The sequence below is a fragment of the Mesorhizobium sp. M0018 genome (assembly GCF_040323955.1).
In the GTDB taxonomy this organism is placed as follows: domain Bacteria; phylum Pseudomonadota; class Alphaproteobacteria; order Rhizobiales; family Rhizobiaceae; genus Mesorhizobium.
On sequence record NZ_JAMYVL010000027.1, the window covers coordinates 48947 to 66071 of the forward strand.

At 62.9% G+C, this 17125-nt stretch carries 17 protein-coding genes; 5 read left to right on the forward strand and 12 right to left on the reverse strand.

Annotated features, from left to right (window positions below):
• Nucleotides 1-62: 62 nt before the first annotated feature.
• Together NKJ81_RS28090 and NKJ81_RS28095 are read right to left on the reverse strand one after the other, a co-directional pair.
• A complete protein-coding gene (locus NKJ81_RS28090) occupies nt 63-1187 on the reverse strand; it encodes a glycosyltransferase family 4 protein (protein ID WP_352471992.1) in 1125 nt (374 codons plus the stop codon).
• 12 nt (nt 1188-1199) lie between these two features.
• Nucleotides 1200-1763 carry a polysaccharide biosynthesis/export family protein gene (locus NKJ81_RS28095; protein ID WP_023674625.1) on the reverse strand — a complete coding sequence of 188 codons (564 nt, stop codon included), beginning with the start codon at nt 1761-1763 and terminating at the stop codon, nt 1200-1202.
• A gap of 255 nt (nt 1764-2018) precedes the next feature.
• Here NKJ81_RS28095 and NKJ81_RS28100 point away from each other — a divergent pair, with 255 nt between their 5' ends.
• Entirely contained in the window at nt 2019-4268 is a 2250-nt protein-coding gene (locus tag NKJ81_RS28100) for a GumC family protein (RefSeq protein ID WP_352542417.1), read from the forward strand.
• Nucleotides 4269-4291: 23 nt separating this feature from the next.
• Here NKJ81_RS28100 and NKJ81_RS28105 read toward each other — a convergent pair whose 3' ends face one another.
• A complete protein-coding gene (locus NKJ81_RS28105; RefSeq protein ID WP_352542418.1) occupies nt 4292-5521 on the reverse strand; it encodes a GNAT family N-acetyltransferase in 1230 nt (409 codons plus the stop codon).
• Nucleotides 5522-5610: 89 nt separating this feature from the next.
• Between NKJ81_RS28105 and NKJ81_RS28110 the strand changes: the two genes are divergently transcribed.
• Nucleotides 5611-6669 (forward strand): polysaccharide deacetylase family protein, encoded by a 1059-nt coding sequence (locus NKJ81_RS28110; protein WP_352542419.1) that lies wholly within the window; start codon nt 5611-5613, stop codon nt 6667-6669.
• Here the strand turns inward: NKJ81_RS28110 and NKJ81_RS28115 are convergent.
• A complete protein-coding gene (locus NKJ81_RS28115; protein WP_023674629.1) occupies nt 6666-6893 on the reverse strand; it encodes a DUF2842 domain-containing protein in 228 nt (75 codons plus the stop codon). The genes NKJ81_RS28110 and NKJ81_RS28115 overlap by 4 nt on opposite strands.
• A 151-nt stretch (nt 6894-7044) precedes the next feature.
• Between NKJ81_RS28115 and NKJ81_RS28120 the strand changes: the two genes are divergently transcribed.
• On the forward strand, nt 7045-8139 hold the full coding sequence (locus tag NKJ81_RS28120) for a COX15/CtaA family protein (protein WP_352542420.1): 1095 nt from the start codon (nt 7045-7047) through the stop codon (nt 8137-8139).
• On the opposite strand, the gene NKJ81_RS28125 is transcribed toward NKJ81_RS28120, so the two are convergent.
• Genes NKJ81_RS28125 through speB form a run of 3 tightly spaced genes read right to left on the reverse strand, consistent with a single transcriptional unit; the run spans nt 8129 to nt 10932 of the window.
• Complete coding sequence (locus NKJ81_RS28125; RefSeq protein ID WP_352542421.1) at nt 8129-8968, reverse strand: aminoglycoside phosphotransferase family protein; 840 nt, start codon at nt 8966-8968, stop codon at nt 8129-8131. The genes NKJ81_RS28120 and NKJ81_RS28125 overlap by 11 nt on opposite strands.
• Nucleotides 8969-9895: an N-acetyl-gamma-glutamyl-phosphate reductase gene (argC, locus tag NKJ81_RS28130; RefSeq protein WP_352501535.1), complete on the reverse strand. Its 927-nt coding sequence runs from the start codon at nt 9893-9895 to the stop codon at nt 8969-8971.
• Between the two features lie 29 nt (nt 9896-9924).
• Complete coding sequence (speB, locus tag NKJ81_RS28135; protein WP_352542422.1) at nt 9925-10932, reverse strand: agmatinase; 1008 nt, start codon at nt 10930-10932, stop codon at nt 9925-9927.
• Between the two features lie 305 nt (nt 10933-11237).
• Between speB and NKJ81_RS28140 the strand changes: the two genes are divergently transcribed.
• Nucleotides 11238-12296 (forward strand): glycerophosphodiester phosphodiesterase family protein, encoded by a 1059-nt coding sequence (locus NKJ81_RS28140; RefSeq protein WP_352501536.1) that lies wholly within the window; start codon nt 11238-11240, stop codon nt 12294-12296.
• Nucleotides 12297-12651: 355 nt separating this feature from the next.
• Here the strand turns inward: NKJ81_RS28140 and NKJ81_RS28145 are convergent, their stop codons facing one another.
• Nucleotides 12652-13530 (reverse strand): aldo/keto reductase family oxidoreductase, encoded by an 879-nt coding sequence (locus NKJ81_RS28145; RefSeq protein ID WP_352542423.1) that lies wholly within the window; start codon nt 13528-13530, stop codon nt 12652-12654.
• A gap of 94 nt (nt 13531-13624) precedes the next feature.
• Here NKJ81_RS28145 and NKJ81_RS28150 point away from each other — a divergent pair, with 94 nt between their 5' ends.
• Nucleotides 13625-14533 carry a LysR family transcriptional regulator gene (locus tag NKJ81_RS28150; RefSeq protein WP_352542424.1) on the forward strand — a complete coding sequence of 303 codons (909 nt, stop codon included), beginning with the start codon at nt 13625-13627 and terminating at the stop codon, nt 14531-14533.
• 87 nt (nt 14534-14620) lie between these two features.
• On the opposite strand, the gene NKJ81_RS28155 is transcribed toward NKJ81_RS28150, so the two are convergent.
• The 4 genes from NKJ81_RS28155 to NKJ81_RS28170 form a co-directional block, all read right to left on the reverse strand.
• A complete protein-coding gene (locus tag NKJ81_RS28155) occupies nt 14621-15151 on the reverse strand; it encodes a hypothetical protein (RefSeq protein ID WP_352542425.1) in 531 nt (176 codons plus the stop codon).
• 224 nt (nt 15152-15375) lie between these two features.
• Nucleotides 15376-15858, reverse strand: a complete 483-nt coding sequence (rpsI, locus tag NKJ81_RS28160; RefSeq protein ID WP_023674644.1) for a 30S ribosomal protein S9 — start codon at nt 15856-15858, stop codon at nt 15376-15378.
• A gap of 1 nt (nt 15859) precedes the next feature.
• A complete protein-coding gene (rplM, locus tag NKJ81_RS28165; protein WP_023674645.1) occupies nt 15860-16324 on the reverse strand; it encodes a 50S ribosomal protein L13 in 465 nt (154 codons plus the stop codon).
• Nucleotides 16325-16538: 214 nt separating this feature from the next.
• Nucleotides 16539-17003, reverse strand: a complete 465-nt coding sequence (locus tag NKJ81_RS28170; RefSeq protein WP_352542427.1) for a PaaI family thioesterase — start codon at nt 17001-17003, stop codon at nt 16539-16541.
• Nucleotides 17004-17125: the final 122 nt, after the last annotated feature.

Sequence of the window (17125 nt, forward strand, 5' to 3'; positions counted from 1 at the left end):
GAAACAACAGATGGCTTTGGAGACGCTTTCACCCAGGAGCAGCCCGGTGGAAACCCGTTGCTCTATTTTTTGAGCGCGGCGAAATAGGCCTTTTCGATTTCGGCGGCCATTACATCGGCGCCGAAGCGTGCCTTGAGGTCGGCGAGGCCGGGCATCAGGCCTTTGTAGGTGTCGAGATCGGCCAATGCGGCGCTTATCTTGTCGCCAAGTTCGCGCGGGTCGGGCCGGATCAGGACAGGTGAGCCGGTGTCGAAGATTTCCGGTATGCCGCCGACCGCCGTCGCGATGATCGGCTTGCCGGCGGCGAGCGCTTCCAGAACTATATAGGGCATGGCTTCCGCACGCGAGGGAACGACGACCAGTTCGGCCAGCCTGAAGGCGAGCCTGGCCGGCATCGGCGCCAGGAAGCTGACCTCGAGGCCGAGCTGATTCACCTGGGCGCGATAGCGCGCCAGGTCGTCGCCGTCGCCGACCATCAGCGCTTTCAATGGGCGGCCGAGCCGTGTCGCGGCTAGCCCCAGCGCATCGATGAAGATGTCCGGGCCCTTGAGATCGCGCATCATGCCGATATAGAGGAGGTCAACCGCATTGTGCTCGGTCCGCACCGGCTCGAACTCGGCGGCGCGCAGGCCGTTGTGGACGAGAGCGTTCGGAATGGGCGGCTCGCCGACCTTCCTGCGATAAGTCCGCCGCTCATAATCGGAAACAAACAGCAGGCAATCGGTGAAGCGAGCCATGAAGCGCTCGAGCGCGAAGAACAGCTTCCCCATGGCGGTGGTCTCGTCATAGTGAAGCGAGCCGCCATGCGGCGAATAAAGGCGGGCTACGCGAGACCTGGATACCCGTAACAATGAGCCGAACAGACGGGCATAGGCGCCACCTTTGGCGCCATGCCCGTGCAGCACGTCCGGCCGCAATTCTTTTATGATCCTATAGGTGCGCCGGGCCGAGGCGAGATCGCCTGGCCCGACATGCCGCTGCATCGGGGTGCGGTGAATGCCGAGCGCCAGGCTGCCTTTCATCTGTTCGAACAGCCGTTCCTCGAAATCGCCGCCCGTCGTTGAATCGCAGACGATGCCGACGGCATGGCCGGCGGCGACCTGAGCCTCGGTCAGGTCGCGCACATGCCGGAAGATGCCTCCGACCGGTGAGCGAAAGCAGTGGACGATCCTGAGTGTGTCCGCCACTTTGTCAGCACATCAAAACAGGCGTTCGCGAACATAGACTGTATCGCCGGGCAGCAGCGGGTCGGAGGTCACCACGCGTCCGGTTATCACCTTGCCGTTGATGTCGCGGGTAATGTCGACGCTTTCCTGGTTGGCGCGTGGCGTGAACCCGCCGGCGATGGCGACGGCTTTCTGCACGGTCAGGCCTGGAACGTAGGAATACTGCCCCGCCGCACCCACTTCACCCATGACGAAGATCGGCCGGTAGCGATCGATTTCTACCGAAACATCGGGATCCCGCAAATAACCCTGGCGCAGTTTCTCGGCGATCTCGCTTTCAAGCTGTTGGGCGGTGTGGCCGCGCGCCGGCACGTTGCCGACGAGCGGCAGCGAGAGATAGCCGGACTGGTCGACGCTGTAGGTATTGGTCAGTCCTTCCTGCTCGAACACGGTTACGCGGACGCGGTCGCCGGCGCCGAGGCGATAGGGCTGGTCGAGAACTTCATGGAATGCGGCCGGCGTCGGCCGGTAGCTGGAGCAGCCCGAAAGCATCGATACGGCAAGCAGCGCGCGGAAAAGGGGAGCAGTGCTTTTCATGAGCGGACACGTACCTTTGAATAGCCGGCGACTCTGCGGCAAACCTTAACGATCGAGCTCGGTTATCATCCTGTTAGGGTTAATGGCCGGTAAAGGCGCGCGGCCGATGCGGGCCGGATCGACGAATGCAGATGGTTTTCAGCCTCTTGTTTGCGGCTTGTTAATAGAGCCTAACAGGTTCTTACCGCGATATTAACGGCTGAGTTACCATAGTTGTTTACGGTGCATGCTGACTCAGTACCGGAGCAGGGATGCATGTCCGTTCAATCCGCGGCCGCAGATGTCGACGTCGATCTCAGGCAGCTTTTCGCCAGCCTGGCGCGAAACTGGCTGCGCATCCTTCTCGTCGCATTGGTTGTAACCGGCCTGGCCTTTGCGCTCGCCTGGCTTGCAACGCCCGAATACAAGGCGGCAGCCAAGCTGGAGATCGGGCCTCGAGAATCGGAGTTCACGCGGCCAGCCGGGGCCAACGGCAACGAGCGGTCGATTCCCGACGAAGAGGCTGTGGCCACCGAGGTCCAGATCATCTCGTCCCCCGACATCCTCAAGCAGGTGGCGGCGAAGCTCGACCTGCAGAAATTGCCCGAATTCGACGAGGCGCTGAAGATGTCGGCGCTGAGCCGCGCCCTTGTCCTTGTTGGCTTGAAAAGCGATCCGTTCGAGATTCCGCTGGAAGAGCGCGTGCTGGACGCAATGCATGAGAAGCTCAACGTCTATGGCGTTGAAAAAACCCGCGCGATCGCAATCGAGTTCTCGTCAGAGGATCCAAAGCTTGCCGCCGCGATCCCGAACGCCATTGCAAACGCCTATATCGCCTCCAAGGGCAATGCCAAGCTCGAATCGAATTCCGCCGCCACCGACTTTCTGGCGCCGGAAATCGCGGATCTGCAGAACCGGGTGAAGGAGGCGGAAGCCAAGGTTGCCGCATTCCGTGCGCAGTCCGATCTTTTGATGGGCGGCAACAATTCGGTGCTTGCCACCCAGCAGCTGTCCGAATTGTCGAGCGAACTGTCACGCGTGCGCGCCAATCGCGCTTCGGCGGAAGCGACCGCTGACAGCGTGCGCAGGGCGTTGCGCAATGGCGGCTCGCTGGATGCCGTTCCGGAGGTGTTGTCTTCCGAACTGATCCAGCGCCTGCGCGAGCGGCAAGTCGAACTCAAGAACAACATCGCCGACCTTTCCACCACCTTGCTCGACAACCATCCGCGCATCCGCGCGCTGAAGTCGCAGCTCGCGGATCTCGACCGCCAGATCCGCAACGAAGCGGAAAAGATCATGAAAGGTCTGATGGCGCAGGCCGAGACCGCGAAGGCGCGAGAGGCTCAACTCGTGGCAGACGTCAACACGCTGAAGGCGGCGTCCGCCCGCGCCGGCGAAGAGCAGGTGGAACTCGATGCGCTGCAGCGTGATGCCGCGACCAAGCGTCAGCAGCTCGATCTCTATTCATCCAGCTATCTCCAGGCGGCCGCACGCAAGGATCGCAACTATCTGCCCGTCGACGCTCGGGTATTTTCGGAGGCCCAGGTGCCGGCCGAACCTTATTTCCCCAAGATTGGTCCGATTGTCAGTGCGGCCTTTGTCGGCTCGTTGCTCATCATGGCGATCGTCACGCTGCTGCAGGAACTGTTTTCCGGCCGCGCCATGCGTCCGGCCGCCGGTGCCCATTTCGAGCGCATCGAGCAGGTTGCGATGCCGGCTGTCCAGGCCGAACGCGTGATGGCCGAGCCCGACCCGTCGGTTGGCCGGTCCGAACCGGCAGTCGTTGAGATCGATGAGGCCGACGACGACAATATCATTGAAAGCAAAGTGGAGCCGGAACCCGTCGCGGTGGCGGAAGCGGCTGCCGAGAAAATCGAACCGGAGTACTCTGAAATGGCCGCTGGAGACATTGAACCGGCACGTTCTATCCTCGGCGAGGTCGACATCGACAAGGCCGCGGAAAAACTGATCGCCACCGGTGCCGCCCGCGCCATATTCGTCTCGCCGGAAGGCGACGAGGCGGCTGCCTCGGCAGTGCTGGTGGCGCGCGCAGTCTCCGACGCCGGGCTACGCGTGCTGCTGCTTGATCTCACCGCTTCGGGTGCTGCCTCGCGGCCGATGCTGGACAGCGGGCTGTTTCCGGGCATCACCGATCTGCTCGCCTCACAAGCGCAGTTCAGCGATGTGATCCACCCCGATCTCTATTCGGACTGCCACGTGATTCCCGTCGGCACAGCCGATCCGGTCCGCGCCATGCGCGCCGCCGACCGGCTGCCGATCATCATGCAGTCGCTGACCACCGCCTATGATTTGGTCGTGGTCGAATGCGGACCGGCCGACGCGCAAGGCATCAGCCGCCTGGTGGGCGAGGGGACCGAGGTTTTGCTCTCCATGCTTGAACCGGACGACGAGGTGACGCAGGCCGCGGTCGCGCTCATCGAGAGTGGCTATCCCGACCTGACGCTGGTCACGCCCATCGGCCATGTGGCGCCGAGCCCAATGCCGGGACGGCGCTCGGCCGCCTGAGGCAGTTTTCTCTCAAATCGAAATCAGCTGTCGTCTTCGCCTGCGGCCGGTGCTGTCCGCCCCACGGCTTTGCGGCGCAGCAGCTTGGTCAGCTTCCAGACCATTGGGCTGTGCTTGATGAATGCCTTCAGGCTTGCGCCCTGCCTGAGCGCCAGCGCCAGCGCACGACCTTTCGGCGTCAGCGGAACCAGCACCTCGAAATGCTGCGTTTCGACATCGCACCACAATCGCTTGTAGGGTTCGTCGCCAACCGAGAAATCATAGATTTCGAAACCCGCCTCGCAGGCTTCCTGGATGTTCTCGAAGAACAGGAAGTCGCCCGGGCTGGTGTGTGCGAGGTCGTCCTCGGCGATCGCCCCAAATTCGCAGATCAGCCGCTTGCCCGAGCGGCTCGACCCGGTGACGGCACGAAGTTTGCCGGCGACTTCCAGCCCATGCAGGACGAAGGACGGATCTTCCTCTTGAAGCGCGTCGGCAAACAGCGAGCGGAAAAAAGCGCGCACCTCCGCCTCACCGAAAACATTGGCGATGCCCATCTTGCGGAAGCGGAATTCCTTCATCTCGAAAAAGGCATCGAGCAGCATGTTCACCTCGTCCGCAGTCCTTGCCTCGATGCGACGATAGCTGCCAACGGCCTCGAACTTGCGCGCCTGCGAGCGATGCTTCTTGCGCCTGCGCTTGCCGCTCACGCGGGTGAGCAGTGCGTCAAATCCTCCCACAAGACCGGCAGCCAGCGACAGATTGGGGCTCGAAAAATGCGGCAAGGCGGAGAGCGGGTTGGCAACGCCGTCGAGATCGGGCAGCAGCCGCTCCAGCGCGACAAGATCGATGTCGCGCCGCGCCTTGGCAATCGCCGCCAGCATCGAGCGGATCGCCACGCTATCGGCATTCGCCAGCCATTGCGGGTCGGCGGCGGCAAAATTGCCGTTTGCATGGCGGCCGCCCATGAACCGGGCGACGCGGAACGCTCCACTGCGAGTGACCTCCAGCGCCAGTGAGAAAACCGGCCTGTCCTCGGCGCGCAGCGTCGCAACGACAACGTCGGCGCCGGTATGTGCGGCCCAGTTCAGGATCCAGCCGGCGCTTTGCGCAGGGGCAAAAAGCGCCGAATGGCAGAATTCTGCGTACGCCGCCAACGCCGCACTATCGGCGACCGAGGTTGACAGGCCGGCTTTGCCGGCCGGCAAGGCATACGGCGACGCCTCGCTGCTTGCCAGCCGATTGCCGTCAAATGACGCGGTGGCGTCAACCATACCTCAATCCTTGGGGCGTATTCGTCGCGATTGGGGGTCCGCGCAGGCGCATTCCATGCTTGATGAGCTTAGGCGCAAAAGGTGAATGAATGATCGACGGGGGCGAGGCAATCCGCAAACTGGCGCTCAATCTCGCCCGCTATTCCGGTCTCGCGCCGCTGGCCAAGCCGTTTATCGGCGGCCTTGGCGCCATCCTGATGCTGCATCGGGTTACCGCGACGCCGGAAAAGCCGAACGGCGTCAACCGCCACTTGAACATCGCGCCCGGGTTTCTCGACACCGTGATCGCCGACATGAAGGCGAACGGCTACAGTTTCGTCACGCTTGACGAGGCGATCGAGCGCATCAAGGCTGGCGACAAGGACGGCCAGTTTGCGACAATCACCGCCGACGACGCCTATCGAGACAACATGACCGAGGCGCTGCCGGTGCTGGAGAAACACGGCGCGCCGATCACCATCTACGTCGCGCCGGGGCTGATCGACGGCGCTGCCGATTTGTGGTGGGACGTGGTCGAGGACATCGTCAATGCGCGCGATCGCCTGACGCTGACGACGCCGGATGGCCCGGTGACAATCGACTGCTCGAGTCCGGGAAAAAAGGTCCAGGCCAATGCGCGCCTGCACGCTCATCTGACGCTGAAGGTGCGCGAGCAGGACCAGCGTGCGGTGTTGCGCGATCTGGCGCGCTCGAACGGCATCGAATTGGGTGGTCCGCGCCCGAGCACGCTGATGAACTGGGACGAGATCCGCACCATGGCCGGGCACCCGCTGGTGACGATCGGCGCACATAGCGTCAATCACTGCAATCTGAAGCGGCTTCCCGAGAGCGATGCGCGACATGAGATCGGCGACGTCAAGCGCATATTGCAGGCCAAACTCGGCGAGGAACCGCGCCATTTCGCCTATCCCTACGGTTATGCCAGTGCCGTCGGCCGCCGCGAAGTAGGCCTAGCCCGCGATGCCGGCTACGCCTCGGCGGTGACGACCCGCCACGGCATACTCCGCGCCGAGCATGCCGGCTTCCTGCACGCCCTGCCGCGCATTTCGGTCAATGGCCGCTATCAGAGCGTCGCCCACATCCGAACAATGTTGTCGGGCGTGACGACGCCGCTGGCCAATGCCGGCAAGACGGTGGTGACGATCTAACTGTTGCCTCGCCCCTTCGGCCGCGGCTCCAGGATCAGCCATTTGATGATGCCCATCGCCGGCAGCACCCACAAAAGCCCGCTGAGCAGGAAGAAGATGAAGTGCGCCAGCGGCCCGGACTGCGACAATTGGGCGACCGCCACGATCGAGGCGACCAGCGCATAGACAATGACCAGCACTACCAGCAGGAAGCTTCCGATCAGCTTTTTCAGGCGAATGGGCATGGCGCGATCTCGTTGATCGCTATCGCTTAGGCCGAACAGCCAATACGCGCAACCCGCCAGAAACGGCGCGACGGCGTTCCGCGCTGTCCGGTCTTGCAAGCCGGGTTGCGATGGTTCACCAATCCGCGACTTCAACCGCCGGGACAAATCCATGGCTGCTGCCATATCCGATGCCGCACCTTTCGCCGCCCGCGATCGCGACCTTCGCAACCGCGCGCTGGTACGCGGTTGGCTCTATGTCGTGCTCCTGGTGCTGTTTGCGCTGGTACTGGTCGGCGGCGCTACAAGGCTCACCAATTCCGGCCTGTCGATCACCGAATGGCAGCCGATACACGGCGTCATCCCGCCGCTCAATGATGCCGAGTGGCAGGAGGAGTTCCTGCGCTACCAGCAGACCCCGCAATATGCCGAACTCAACAACGGCATGAGCATCGAGGCGTTCAAGTCGATCTTCTGGTGGGAATGGGTGCACCGCATCCTGGCGCGTAGTGTCGGCGTGGTCTTCGCCCTGCCGCTGCTGTTCTTCTGGGCGACGCGCCGCATCGAGCGGGGCCTCGGCACGAAGTTGTCGGGCATCCTCCTTCTCGGCGCTCTGCAGGGCGCGATAGGCTGGTGGATGGTGGCGTCCGGGTTGGTTGACCGGGTTTCGGTCAGCCAATATCGGCTGGCGACGCATCTGACGCTGGCGGCGCTGATCTTCACGGCGACCATGGTGGTCGCGCGTGGGCTGGCGCCGCACTCGGAACCTGCCGCCGACCGCTCGACGCAACGTCTGGCCGGCTTCCTGGTGCTGCTGGCGCTGGTCCAGATCTATCTCGGCGGGCTGGTCGCAGGGCTAGACGCCGGCTTGAGCTACAACACCTGGCCGCTGATGGACGGCAAGCTGGTCCCCGGCGACCTGCTGCTGCTCGAGCCGGCATGGCGCAATTTCTTCGAAAACCCGAAGACGGTGCAATTCGTCCACCGGGTCGGCGCCTACACGATCTTCGCGGTCGCGCTCTGGCACATCATTGCGACACGCCGGCGCCTGCCGGGCACGACGCATGCCCGACGCGCGACGCTGCTGTTCCTGATTGTCGTGGTGCAGGCGTCGATCGGCATCGGCACGCTATTGATGCAGGTGCCTCTGCACATGGCCCTGACGCATCAGGCATTCGCGCTGGTTCTGCTGGGCTTCGCCGCCGCGCATTGGCGCGGTACCAAGGGCGCTTACCCGCTGCCCCACGAGATCGCTCTCAGAGGCTGAGCCGCACCCGCCGGATTGCCGCGGCAATCGCCAGCTCGCGGTTTTCGTCGACCGCATTGCGATCTTCATGGTGCCATGCAGCCGACAGGCAGCCATAGGCGATGGCGTGGTCCAGTATCGCGGGCGGCGACTGGCCGAGCATTGCGGCAAAGACATGCGCCATATGCGCGATCCGCCGCGGATCGGTGCAAAGATCGTCTCGGTCGAGTGGGTTGTAGAACACATTGGCGGCATCGAAGCCGGGGTCGCCGAGAACGCCCTTTGGATCGATCGCCAGCCAGCCGCGCGGACCGTGCATGATGTTGTCGTGATGCAGGTCGCCATGCAGCGGCCGCACGTCGTGCGGATTGGACAACAGCCGTTCCGCGATTTCGGCAGCTTCGACATACAGGCTCTTTTCGCCGGCGGCGCGATCGGCCTTCGCCTTTTTGAACAGGCTGGAAAACCGGATCCGCAACGGCTGAAGGTCCGGCGGGGCAGGGTGCTTCGACGGCGAGAACAGCTTGGCCATTACCTCCGCCGCGATCGCGGTGGCGGCATTGTCGCCCTGATCCGCAATCATCTGTGACAGCGAGGTTTCGCCGGCATACTCGAGCAGCATCCGGTGGCCATCGCGACCCAGCAGCCGCACCGCGCCTTCGCCGCGTCGCCAGGCGAGGAAATGCTCGCCGCGCAACTCGTCCTCGACATCGTCGAAAGGCTTTAGATCCTTGACGATTGCCGGTGAGCCGTCTTCGCGATCAACCTTCCAGATGCGGCTGCTGAACGTTTCGGCGATGAGTTCGGGCGCGCCGACCTTCCAGCGCTTCGGAAATGCTGGCGCATCCATTCAGAGGCCGAGCATCAGATCCATGTTCTGCACGGCAGCGCCCGAGGCGCCCTTGCCGAGATTGTCGTAGACGGCAAGCAGCAGCGCCTGCGCCCTGTTATCATTGGCAAAGACATAGAGCTTCATCCGGTTGGTGCCGTTGTAGATCTCCGGATCGATGTCGGGCATGCGTTCCTGATGCAGATACGGCGCCACCTCGACCACGCCGCCATCGATGGAAGCGAAATGATCGGCGATCGCCGCGTGAAGCTCGGCGCCGGTCGGCACATGGTCGAGGCCGCCGAGTTGCAGCGGCACCACCGTGATCATGCCTTGCGCGAAATTGCCGACTGCCGGCTGCATGATCGGATCGTGCGAAAGCCTGGCATAGGTCCTGAGTTCCGGCACGTGCTTGTGCTGCAGCGTCAGTCCGTAGGGCAGGAATTCCGGCGCATCCTCGCCCTTGGCGACATAATCCTCGATCATAGGCCGGCCGCCGCCGGAATAGCCGGAAATGCCGTTGACGGTGACCGGAAAATCGGCCGGCAGCAGCCCCGCCGCAACCAGCGGCCGCAGCGTCGCGATTGGTCCTTGCGGCCAGCAGCCAGGATTGGCGACGCGCTTCGCCGAAGCGATCTTCTTCGCCTGGTCCTTGTCCATTTCGGCGAAACCATATTCCCACCCATCGGCGACACGATGCGCCGTCGAGGCGTCGATCACTTTGGTGGTGTCATTGGCGATCAGCGAAACGCTTTCCTTGGCGGCCGCGTCCGGTAGGCAGAGAATCGCGACATCGGCGGCATTGAGGAACTCGGCGCGCGCTGCCGTTTCCTTGCGGCGCTCGGTCGGGATGGAGATGATTTCCAGGTCGCCGCGCTCGGCAAGCAGCGCCCTTATCTGCAGACCGGTGGTGCCGTGCTCGCCGTCGATGAAGATTTTCGGTTTCATTGCGTGCCAAAATTCCTGTTATCTCAAAGCTATATGCCGCTCGCCTGATTCAATCCGGCAACGCTGTGATTGCCTTGGTTCATTTCCTCGAGCCGGGCCTTTCGTTCCGCCAGCAGCCCGAGATAGTGCATGGCCACCATCGAGCCGGCAATCGCCGTTATATCGGCGTGATCATAGGCTGGCGCAACCTCGACGACGTCGGCGCCGACGATATCGAGCTGGTTGATCTGGCGCAGCACCGACAGGATCTTTGCCGAAGACGGGCCTCCCGCGACCGGCGTTCCGGTGCCGGGCGCAAAAGCCGGGTCCAGGCAGTCGATGTCGAAAGTGACATAGGTCTTCTTGCCGCCCGTACGGTCGACGATGGCATACGCGATGTCGGACGCACGCATTTCCTCCACTTCATGGCCATACAGGATCTTGATGCCGAACGTGTCGGGCGCATGGGTGCGGATGCCGATCTGGATCGACCGGTCGGGGTCGATGATGCCCTCCTTGACTGCACGGCCGACGAAGGAGCCGTGATCGATGCGCTTGCCGTCGTCGGGCCAGGTGTCCTGGTGTGCGTCGAACTGCACCAGAGCCAGCGGGCCATGGACGGCGGCATGCGCCTTGAGCAGCGGCCAGGTGACGAAGTGATCGCCACCGAGTGACAGCAGAAAGGCGCCGGATTTCAGGATCTTGGCCGCTTCGCGTTCAATCGTGGCAGGCGTCTTCTGGTGATTGCCGCTGTCGAGCAGGCAGTCGCCATAATCGACCACGGCAAGCTGTTCGAACAGATCGCGCGAAAACGGATATTGCGGGTCGTTGTCGAGGATGGCCGAGGCGCGGCGGATTGCCTGCGGCCCGAAACGGGCGCCCGGCCGATTGGTGACCGCAGCGTCGAAGGGAATGCCCCACACCACCGCATCGGCGTCCTTCACGTCCTTCGAATATTTGCGCCGCATGAACGACAGGGCGCCGGCATAGGTCGGCTCGAACGACGCACCCGTCCTGGAGCGGGTGGTGAAGGCATGATCGATGGTCCTTGGCGGCATGAAGCGATCTCCTGTGCGTCGACGCGCAACCTTATTGGACATAATTCTCAGAATTGCGACCCCTGCGGAGGATCATGGCCATTCGATCCGGTCACAAATCCTTGCTCGCCAGGCGAACCCGGCATGGCTCGCCATGAGATTGCCTGGCAAGCAACCGAAAGTAGCCGCCGAAGACTGCTTCGGCCGGCGCTGACCTGATTTTCCGGCATTTTGCAAGCCGGCTTCGTTCACCTGCCTGTCACGGGCATCGCTTAACCGGGGTGCGATCCCGGTACGGAGCGATTCTCGTGCGAATGACCTGTCTCATGCGAACGATTTGGCTGAGCCTTCTACTTTCCGCGGCGCTGGCGCTCTCCCTTGGCCAGGCATCGGCAGGCGAAACGCGCGCCAGGCAGATTCTCGACCGCTTCGAGCACGCCAACCAATGGCGCGACCATGTGATAGTGGCCGCGCACCGCGCCGGCGGCATGCAATCCGGCAAGACGCTCTATCCCGAAAATTCGATCGCCGCCGCCGAGGCGTCGATCGCAATGGGCGCCGAAATCGTCGAGGTCGATATAAGGCGCTCGAAGGACGGACAGTTCGTCGTCATGCATGACAGTTGGCTCGACCGCACGACGAATTGCAAGGGTGAGGTGGTCAACCGCACGATGGCCGAACTCAAGACGTGCCGTTTGGTGATCGAAGGCACCGGCGCCGTTACGGGCGAGACGGTCTCGACATTGCGCGAGATGTTGATGACGACCAGGGACAGGATCCTCATCAATCTCGACAACAAGCTCGACACCGAAAGCCTCGTCGGCATGGTCGCGGTTGCGCGCGACCTCGACATGGCCGAACAGGTGATCGTCAAGGAGAACCTGTGGAATGCGGAGCGGATTGCCAGTGTCAAGGCCGCCATGGACGCGATCGGCAGCGGCTTCCAGTTCATGCCGATTATCGCCGATGACGCGGTTCGCGACGCCATGTTTGCCGAGAAAGTGGGCCGGGCCTTCCCGATGCGCGCGGTCGAGATGATCAACTGGCGCACGGGATCAGAGACACTGACCGAGACCGGCGGCCCGCTGTTCAGCCCGCGCATGCGCGCGCTGGCGGTGAGGGGCGACTGGCACATCTGGGCCGACACCTATGCCATCGTCAACAAGCCGGGCGGCTTCCTCGCCGGCGGTCGCGGCGACGAGCTGGCGGTTGCGGCCAGCCTGCCGCGCGAGACTTATGGCTTCTGGGTCGAGCGCGGCGCCACCATCATCCAGACCGACGAACCGAAGGCCGCCATCAGTTGGCTGGCGGCGAACGGTTTTCGCGTGCCCTATGCCGGTGAGAAGCGCCCGGCCGAGCCGGCCAACACGGCCAGCATCAACTAGACCGGCGCGGCGAGAATTGGATCTCCCTCTTGTGGTGACGATGCCCGGCAGGGCAGAAGGGCGCTGTCCCGCCGACCCCAGGCCGACAGCGCCAAACTTTCGAAGGAACCCAGAAACAGAAAACCCGCCTCCGTGGGCGGGTCGCTGGAGCCAATTAGCACCATACCCAGATTAGTAGCATAGCTGCCGGCACAAAGCAAGAACAAAATGTGGCGTAGTGGCGGAAAAATGCGACGATCCGTCAGCGTCTCGGCTGTCCCGCCTGCAAGGTCGCGCGCCTTCGCTGTCCTGCCGGCAATCTCCCCGGCAAGGGAACCCACTTGGGGGAGATTGGCTCATCACTGCCTTCGGTAATCTACCCGTAGGTCGCCGTTGCCACACCATCCAGCTCCTTGATGACATCGCCCGACAGTTCGAGGTCGGCAGCGGCGAGGTTCTCTCTGAGATGCGCGACGGAAGACGTGCCGGGAATCAGAAGAATGTTGGGCGCGCGGCGAAGCAGCCAGGCGAGCGCGACCTGCATGGGCGTGGCGCCGAGGCGTGCGGCGACCTTGGACAAGGTCAACGACTGCAACGGGTTGAAGCCGCCAAGTGGGAAGAACGGCACATAGGCGGTGCCGTCGCGGGCGAGATCGTCGATCGAGGCATCATCGCCCCGATGCGCCAGATTGTACTGGTTCTGCACGCAGACGATCCTGCACATCCTGCGGCCTTCGGCGATCTGTGCGGCGGTGACGTTGCTCAGCCCGATGTGGCGCACGAGGCCCTGTCGCTGGAGCTCGGCAAGCGTCGCAAGCGGCGCCTCGATCGACCCTTCGGCGGGGCCATGCGCGTCGAACATGACCCGAAGGTTGACCACCTCCAGCACGTCGAGTCCGAGATTGTGCAGATTGTCTTGCACCGCCTGTGTCAGCTCTTCTGCCGAGAAGGCCGGCAGCCATGAGCCATCCGTGCCACGTCGGGCACCGATCTTGGTGACGATAACGAGGTCGTCTGGATAGGGTGCGAGCGCTTCGCGGATCAACAGGTTGGTCACGTGCGGGCCATAGAAGTCGCTGGTGTCGATGTGGTTGACGCCTTGTGCAACGGCTTCGCGCAGTACGGCCAATGCCGTGTCGTGGTCCTTTGGTGGGCCGAAGACGCCTGGCCCTGCGAGCTGCATGGCGCCGTAGCCGAGCCGTCTCACCTTGCGGTCGCCGAGGATGAATGTGCCGGACTGGTCGACGCTGGACATGGTCTTTCTCCTTCAGGAACGGTGCACAGATAGACGCTGTCCGATCTCATGATAATTGGGTACAATTCGCACGGGCTGTGCGGAATGACGAACAATGCAGATTGATCTTGGGGACCTGAACGCCTTCGTGGCCGTAGCGCGCGCCAAAGGTTTTCGGGATGCGGCACGCGCCAGCGGCGGCAGTGCGTCCGGCTTGAGCGAGGCGGTGCGGCGCCTGGAGACGCAGCTCGGTGTCAGGCTGCTCAACCGGACGACCCGCAGCGTTGTCCTGACGGAAGCCGGCGAAGGCCTGCTGGCGCGGCTGGGTCCTGCCTTGACCGAGGTGGAGTCGGCCCTCGACGTAGTGAACGGCTTTCGCGACAGGCCGGCAGGTACGTTGCGCCTCAATGTGCCGGTCAGCGCGGCGCGGCTGGTACTGCCCAGCATCGTTTCGCCTTTTCTCGCCGCCTATCCGGGCATCCGGTTGGAGGTGATCTCGGAGGAGAGCTTCGTCGATGTGCTGGCGGCGGGGTGCGACGCCGGCATCCGCTATGAGGAGCGGCTGGAGCAGGACATGATCGCTGTGCCGATCGGACCGCGTGTGCAGCGCTTCGCCACCGCCGCCAGCCCGGCCTACCTGGATCGTCATGGCCGGCCGCAACACCCGCGCGACCTGCTCGGCCACGCCTGCCTGCGCGGCCGCTTTGCCAGCCGTGCGATGCCGCCGTGGGAATTCGAGCGCGACGGCGAGGTGGTGCGGGTCGACCCGACGGGGCCGCTTCTCGTGACCCTGGGCGGGGCGACTGACCTCAAAGTCGATGCAGCCATCGCCGGCACCGGCATCATCAGCCTGTTCGAGGATTGGCTACGTCCTCACTTCGAGAGCGGAGCGCTCGAACCGCTGCTTGAACCCTGGTGGCAGAGCTTCTCCGGGCCGTTCCTTTACTATCCCGGACGGCGCCTCGTGCCGGCACCGTTGCGGGCGTTCATTGACTTCATCAAGGCGTCCGCCGGCCAGCCCTGACACCCGGGAGAGCCGCGCCCGAAAATAAGCGCGGCTCCCTTCCCTCAGGTGACCCGCCACTACGCTTCGCGGCAGGTCTTGCTTGATCTATTTGACTGGAATCATCAGGTGCGCGTAGGGCGTGTCGGGGAACATGACGTATGGTTGTGTGGGGTTCGGCTCGTGGGGATACAAGGCCATCATGTCTGGTGCGTTCATGACCATCACGTGCGGACCATCATGCAGCCATTCGGCCCCCTCCGGCGGCTTGGTTGCAAAGGGGTCGGTATTGCTGGCCGCATCGCCTCCTTTTAGCATGTAGGCGAAAGCAACTTTCCCTGCAGGCGGCTCCTTCTTGGACATGATCGCGTGCATCCACGCCATCCCGTTCTCATCCGTGCACATTGGGTCGTCGGCGGGAGTGCTCGGGTCGTCCGGGATGCAAGTGAAACCGTTGGTGCCCTTCCTCAACGTTTTCATCTCCCAATTCACGACGGCGGCGTTTTTGCCGACAGCCGCCGGTGCCGCTGTAATCGCATTCTCGATCAGCTGCTCGTCGCTTTTGTCGGCCGCAGGCGCGGCGAATGCCCAAGTGGCGGCGACAGCTGCCAGAAACACACTGCTGGAATGGATGCGCATTGCCTCCTCCTTCGCGAGCGTCGGGTTACCGGCGCGTCGCAACGTGCACAGCTCCCGCTCTGTGGAGTTGGCTGGTGCCCTGGGATCTGGAACGCGCCTGTAATTAAGATACTACTAATATTACGATAGGTCACCTGAAGATGCGGGATTGCTATGTCGACAAAGAAAAGGGGCTGCGAAATACGCAGCCCATTTGACAAAATCGATAGAAAACAGGTCTCTGTTTAACGCTTCGAGAACTGGAAGGAGCGGCGGGCCTTCGCCTTGCCGTACTTCTTGCGCTCGACGACGCGGCTGTCGCGGGTCAGGAAGCCACCCTTCTTGAGCACGGCGCGCAGCGCCGGCTCGTAATAGGTCAGCGCCTTGGAGATGCCGTGGCGCACGGCACCGGCCTGGCCGGAAAGGCCGCCGCCGATGACGGTGGCAACGATGTCGTACTGGCCGGCGCGATTGGCGGCGATGATCGGCTGGTTGAGGATCATCTGCAGCACCGGACGCGCGAAATATTCGGCGAACACCTTGTCGTTGACGACGATCTTGCCGGAGCCGGGCTTCACCCAGACGCGGGCGATGGCGTTCTTGCGCTTGCCGGTGGCGTAGGCGCGGCCCGACTTATCGAGTTTCTGGACGTGGACGGGTGCGGCCGGCTGGGTGTTGGTATTGCCGGTGGCAGCTCCGAGTTCTGCGAGCGAGGAAAGCTCAGCCATCTTACGAAACCTTCTTGTTCTTGGCGTTCAGCTTGGCCACGTCGAGGACGACGGGCTGCTGGGCGACATGCGGATGTTCCGTGCCTGCATAGACGCGGAGGTTCTTCATCTGGCGACGGCCGAGCGGGCCACGCGGGATCATGCGTTCGACGGCCTTCTCGACGACACGTTCGGGGAAACGACCCTCGAGCAGCTGGCGCGCGGTGCGCTCCTTGACGCCGCCGGGATGGCCGGTGTGCCAGTAATAGACCTTGTCGGTGAACTTCTTGCCGGTGAACACCACCTTGTCGGCATTGATGACGATGACGTTGTCGCCGTCGTCGACGTGCGGGGTGAAGGTGGGCTTGTGTTTGCCGCGAAGATGATTGGCGATGACAGTGGCGAGACGGCCGACGACGAGACCCTCGGCGTCGATCAGCACCCACTTCTTCACCACATCCGCAGGCTTCTGCGAAAAGGTTGCCATGGATTGTTGCTTTCGGTTCGGACCTTCAAAAGAAGGCGTTTCTTGTTGCTTGGATTGGCGAAAGGCGCTTGCCCGCCGCCAATAACAAAACGGCGGCCTTTGCGGGCCGCTGTTCCGTGAGGGCTTATAGGAGAGGACGGCGACTGCGTCAAGGCGCGTGAAATGTCGGCGAGCTATCAAAATCCAGCAAAAACAATGCCTTGGATGAAAGGTATTATTTTACCACACCGTCAATCCGCTTTGGCGGGATCGAATAGGTGCCCGTTGCGTGCGCTACCGTGTGTCCCTCCGGGCCGGCGACGATGTCGATATCGAACACCATCAGGCTCTTGCCGAGCTTGAGGATGCGGCAATGGCCGTCGATCGGCCCGGCCTCGGCCTTGCGGACGAAATTGATGTTGAGACTGGTGGTGACCGAAAGCGCATCCGGTCCGGCATGCGAGAGCACGCAGACATAGCCGCCTATGTCGGCCAGCGTGAACAGCGCCGAACCCGACACGGTGCCGCCGGGACGCAAATGGCGCTCGTCGGCGTTGAGCCGCACGACACAGCCGCCTGGAAACACCTCCAACGCCTCGTAGAAGGTGAACTGGTCGTTGAGCTGCGGGAAAATGGTCGCCATCAGCGCGTTGATTTCGGCAGCCGCCAGCACCGGCTTGAGATTGCTGTGGGCGGGCATTTCAGTCTCCCGGTTTGCGCCCTGCATGTATGAACGCGACGTGGCGTTTCTGGCAACAGCCCATTCATTATGGCAGAAGCGGACGAGGAAGTTGGACGAAGCGAGACGGCATACTAGATTAG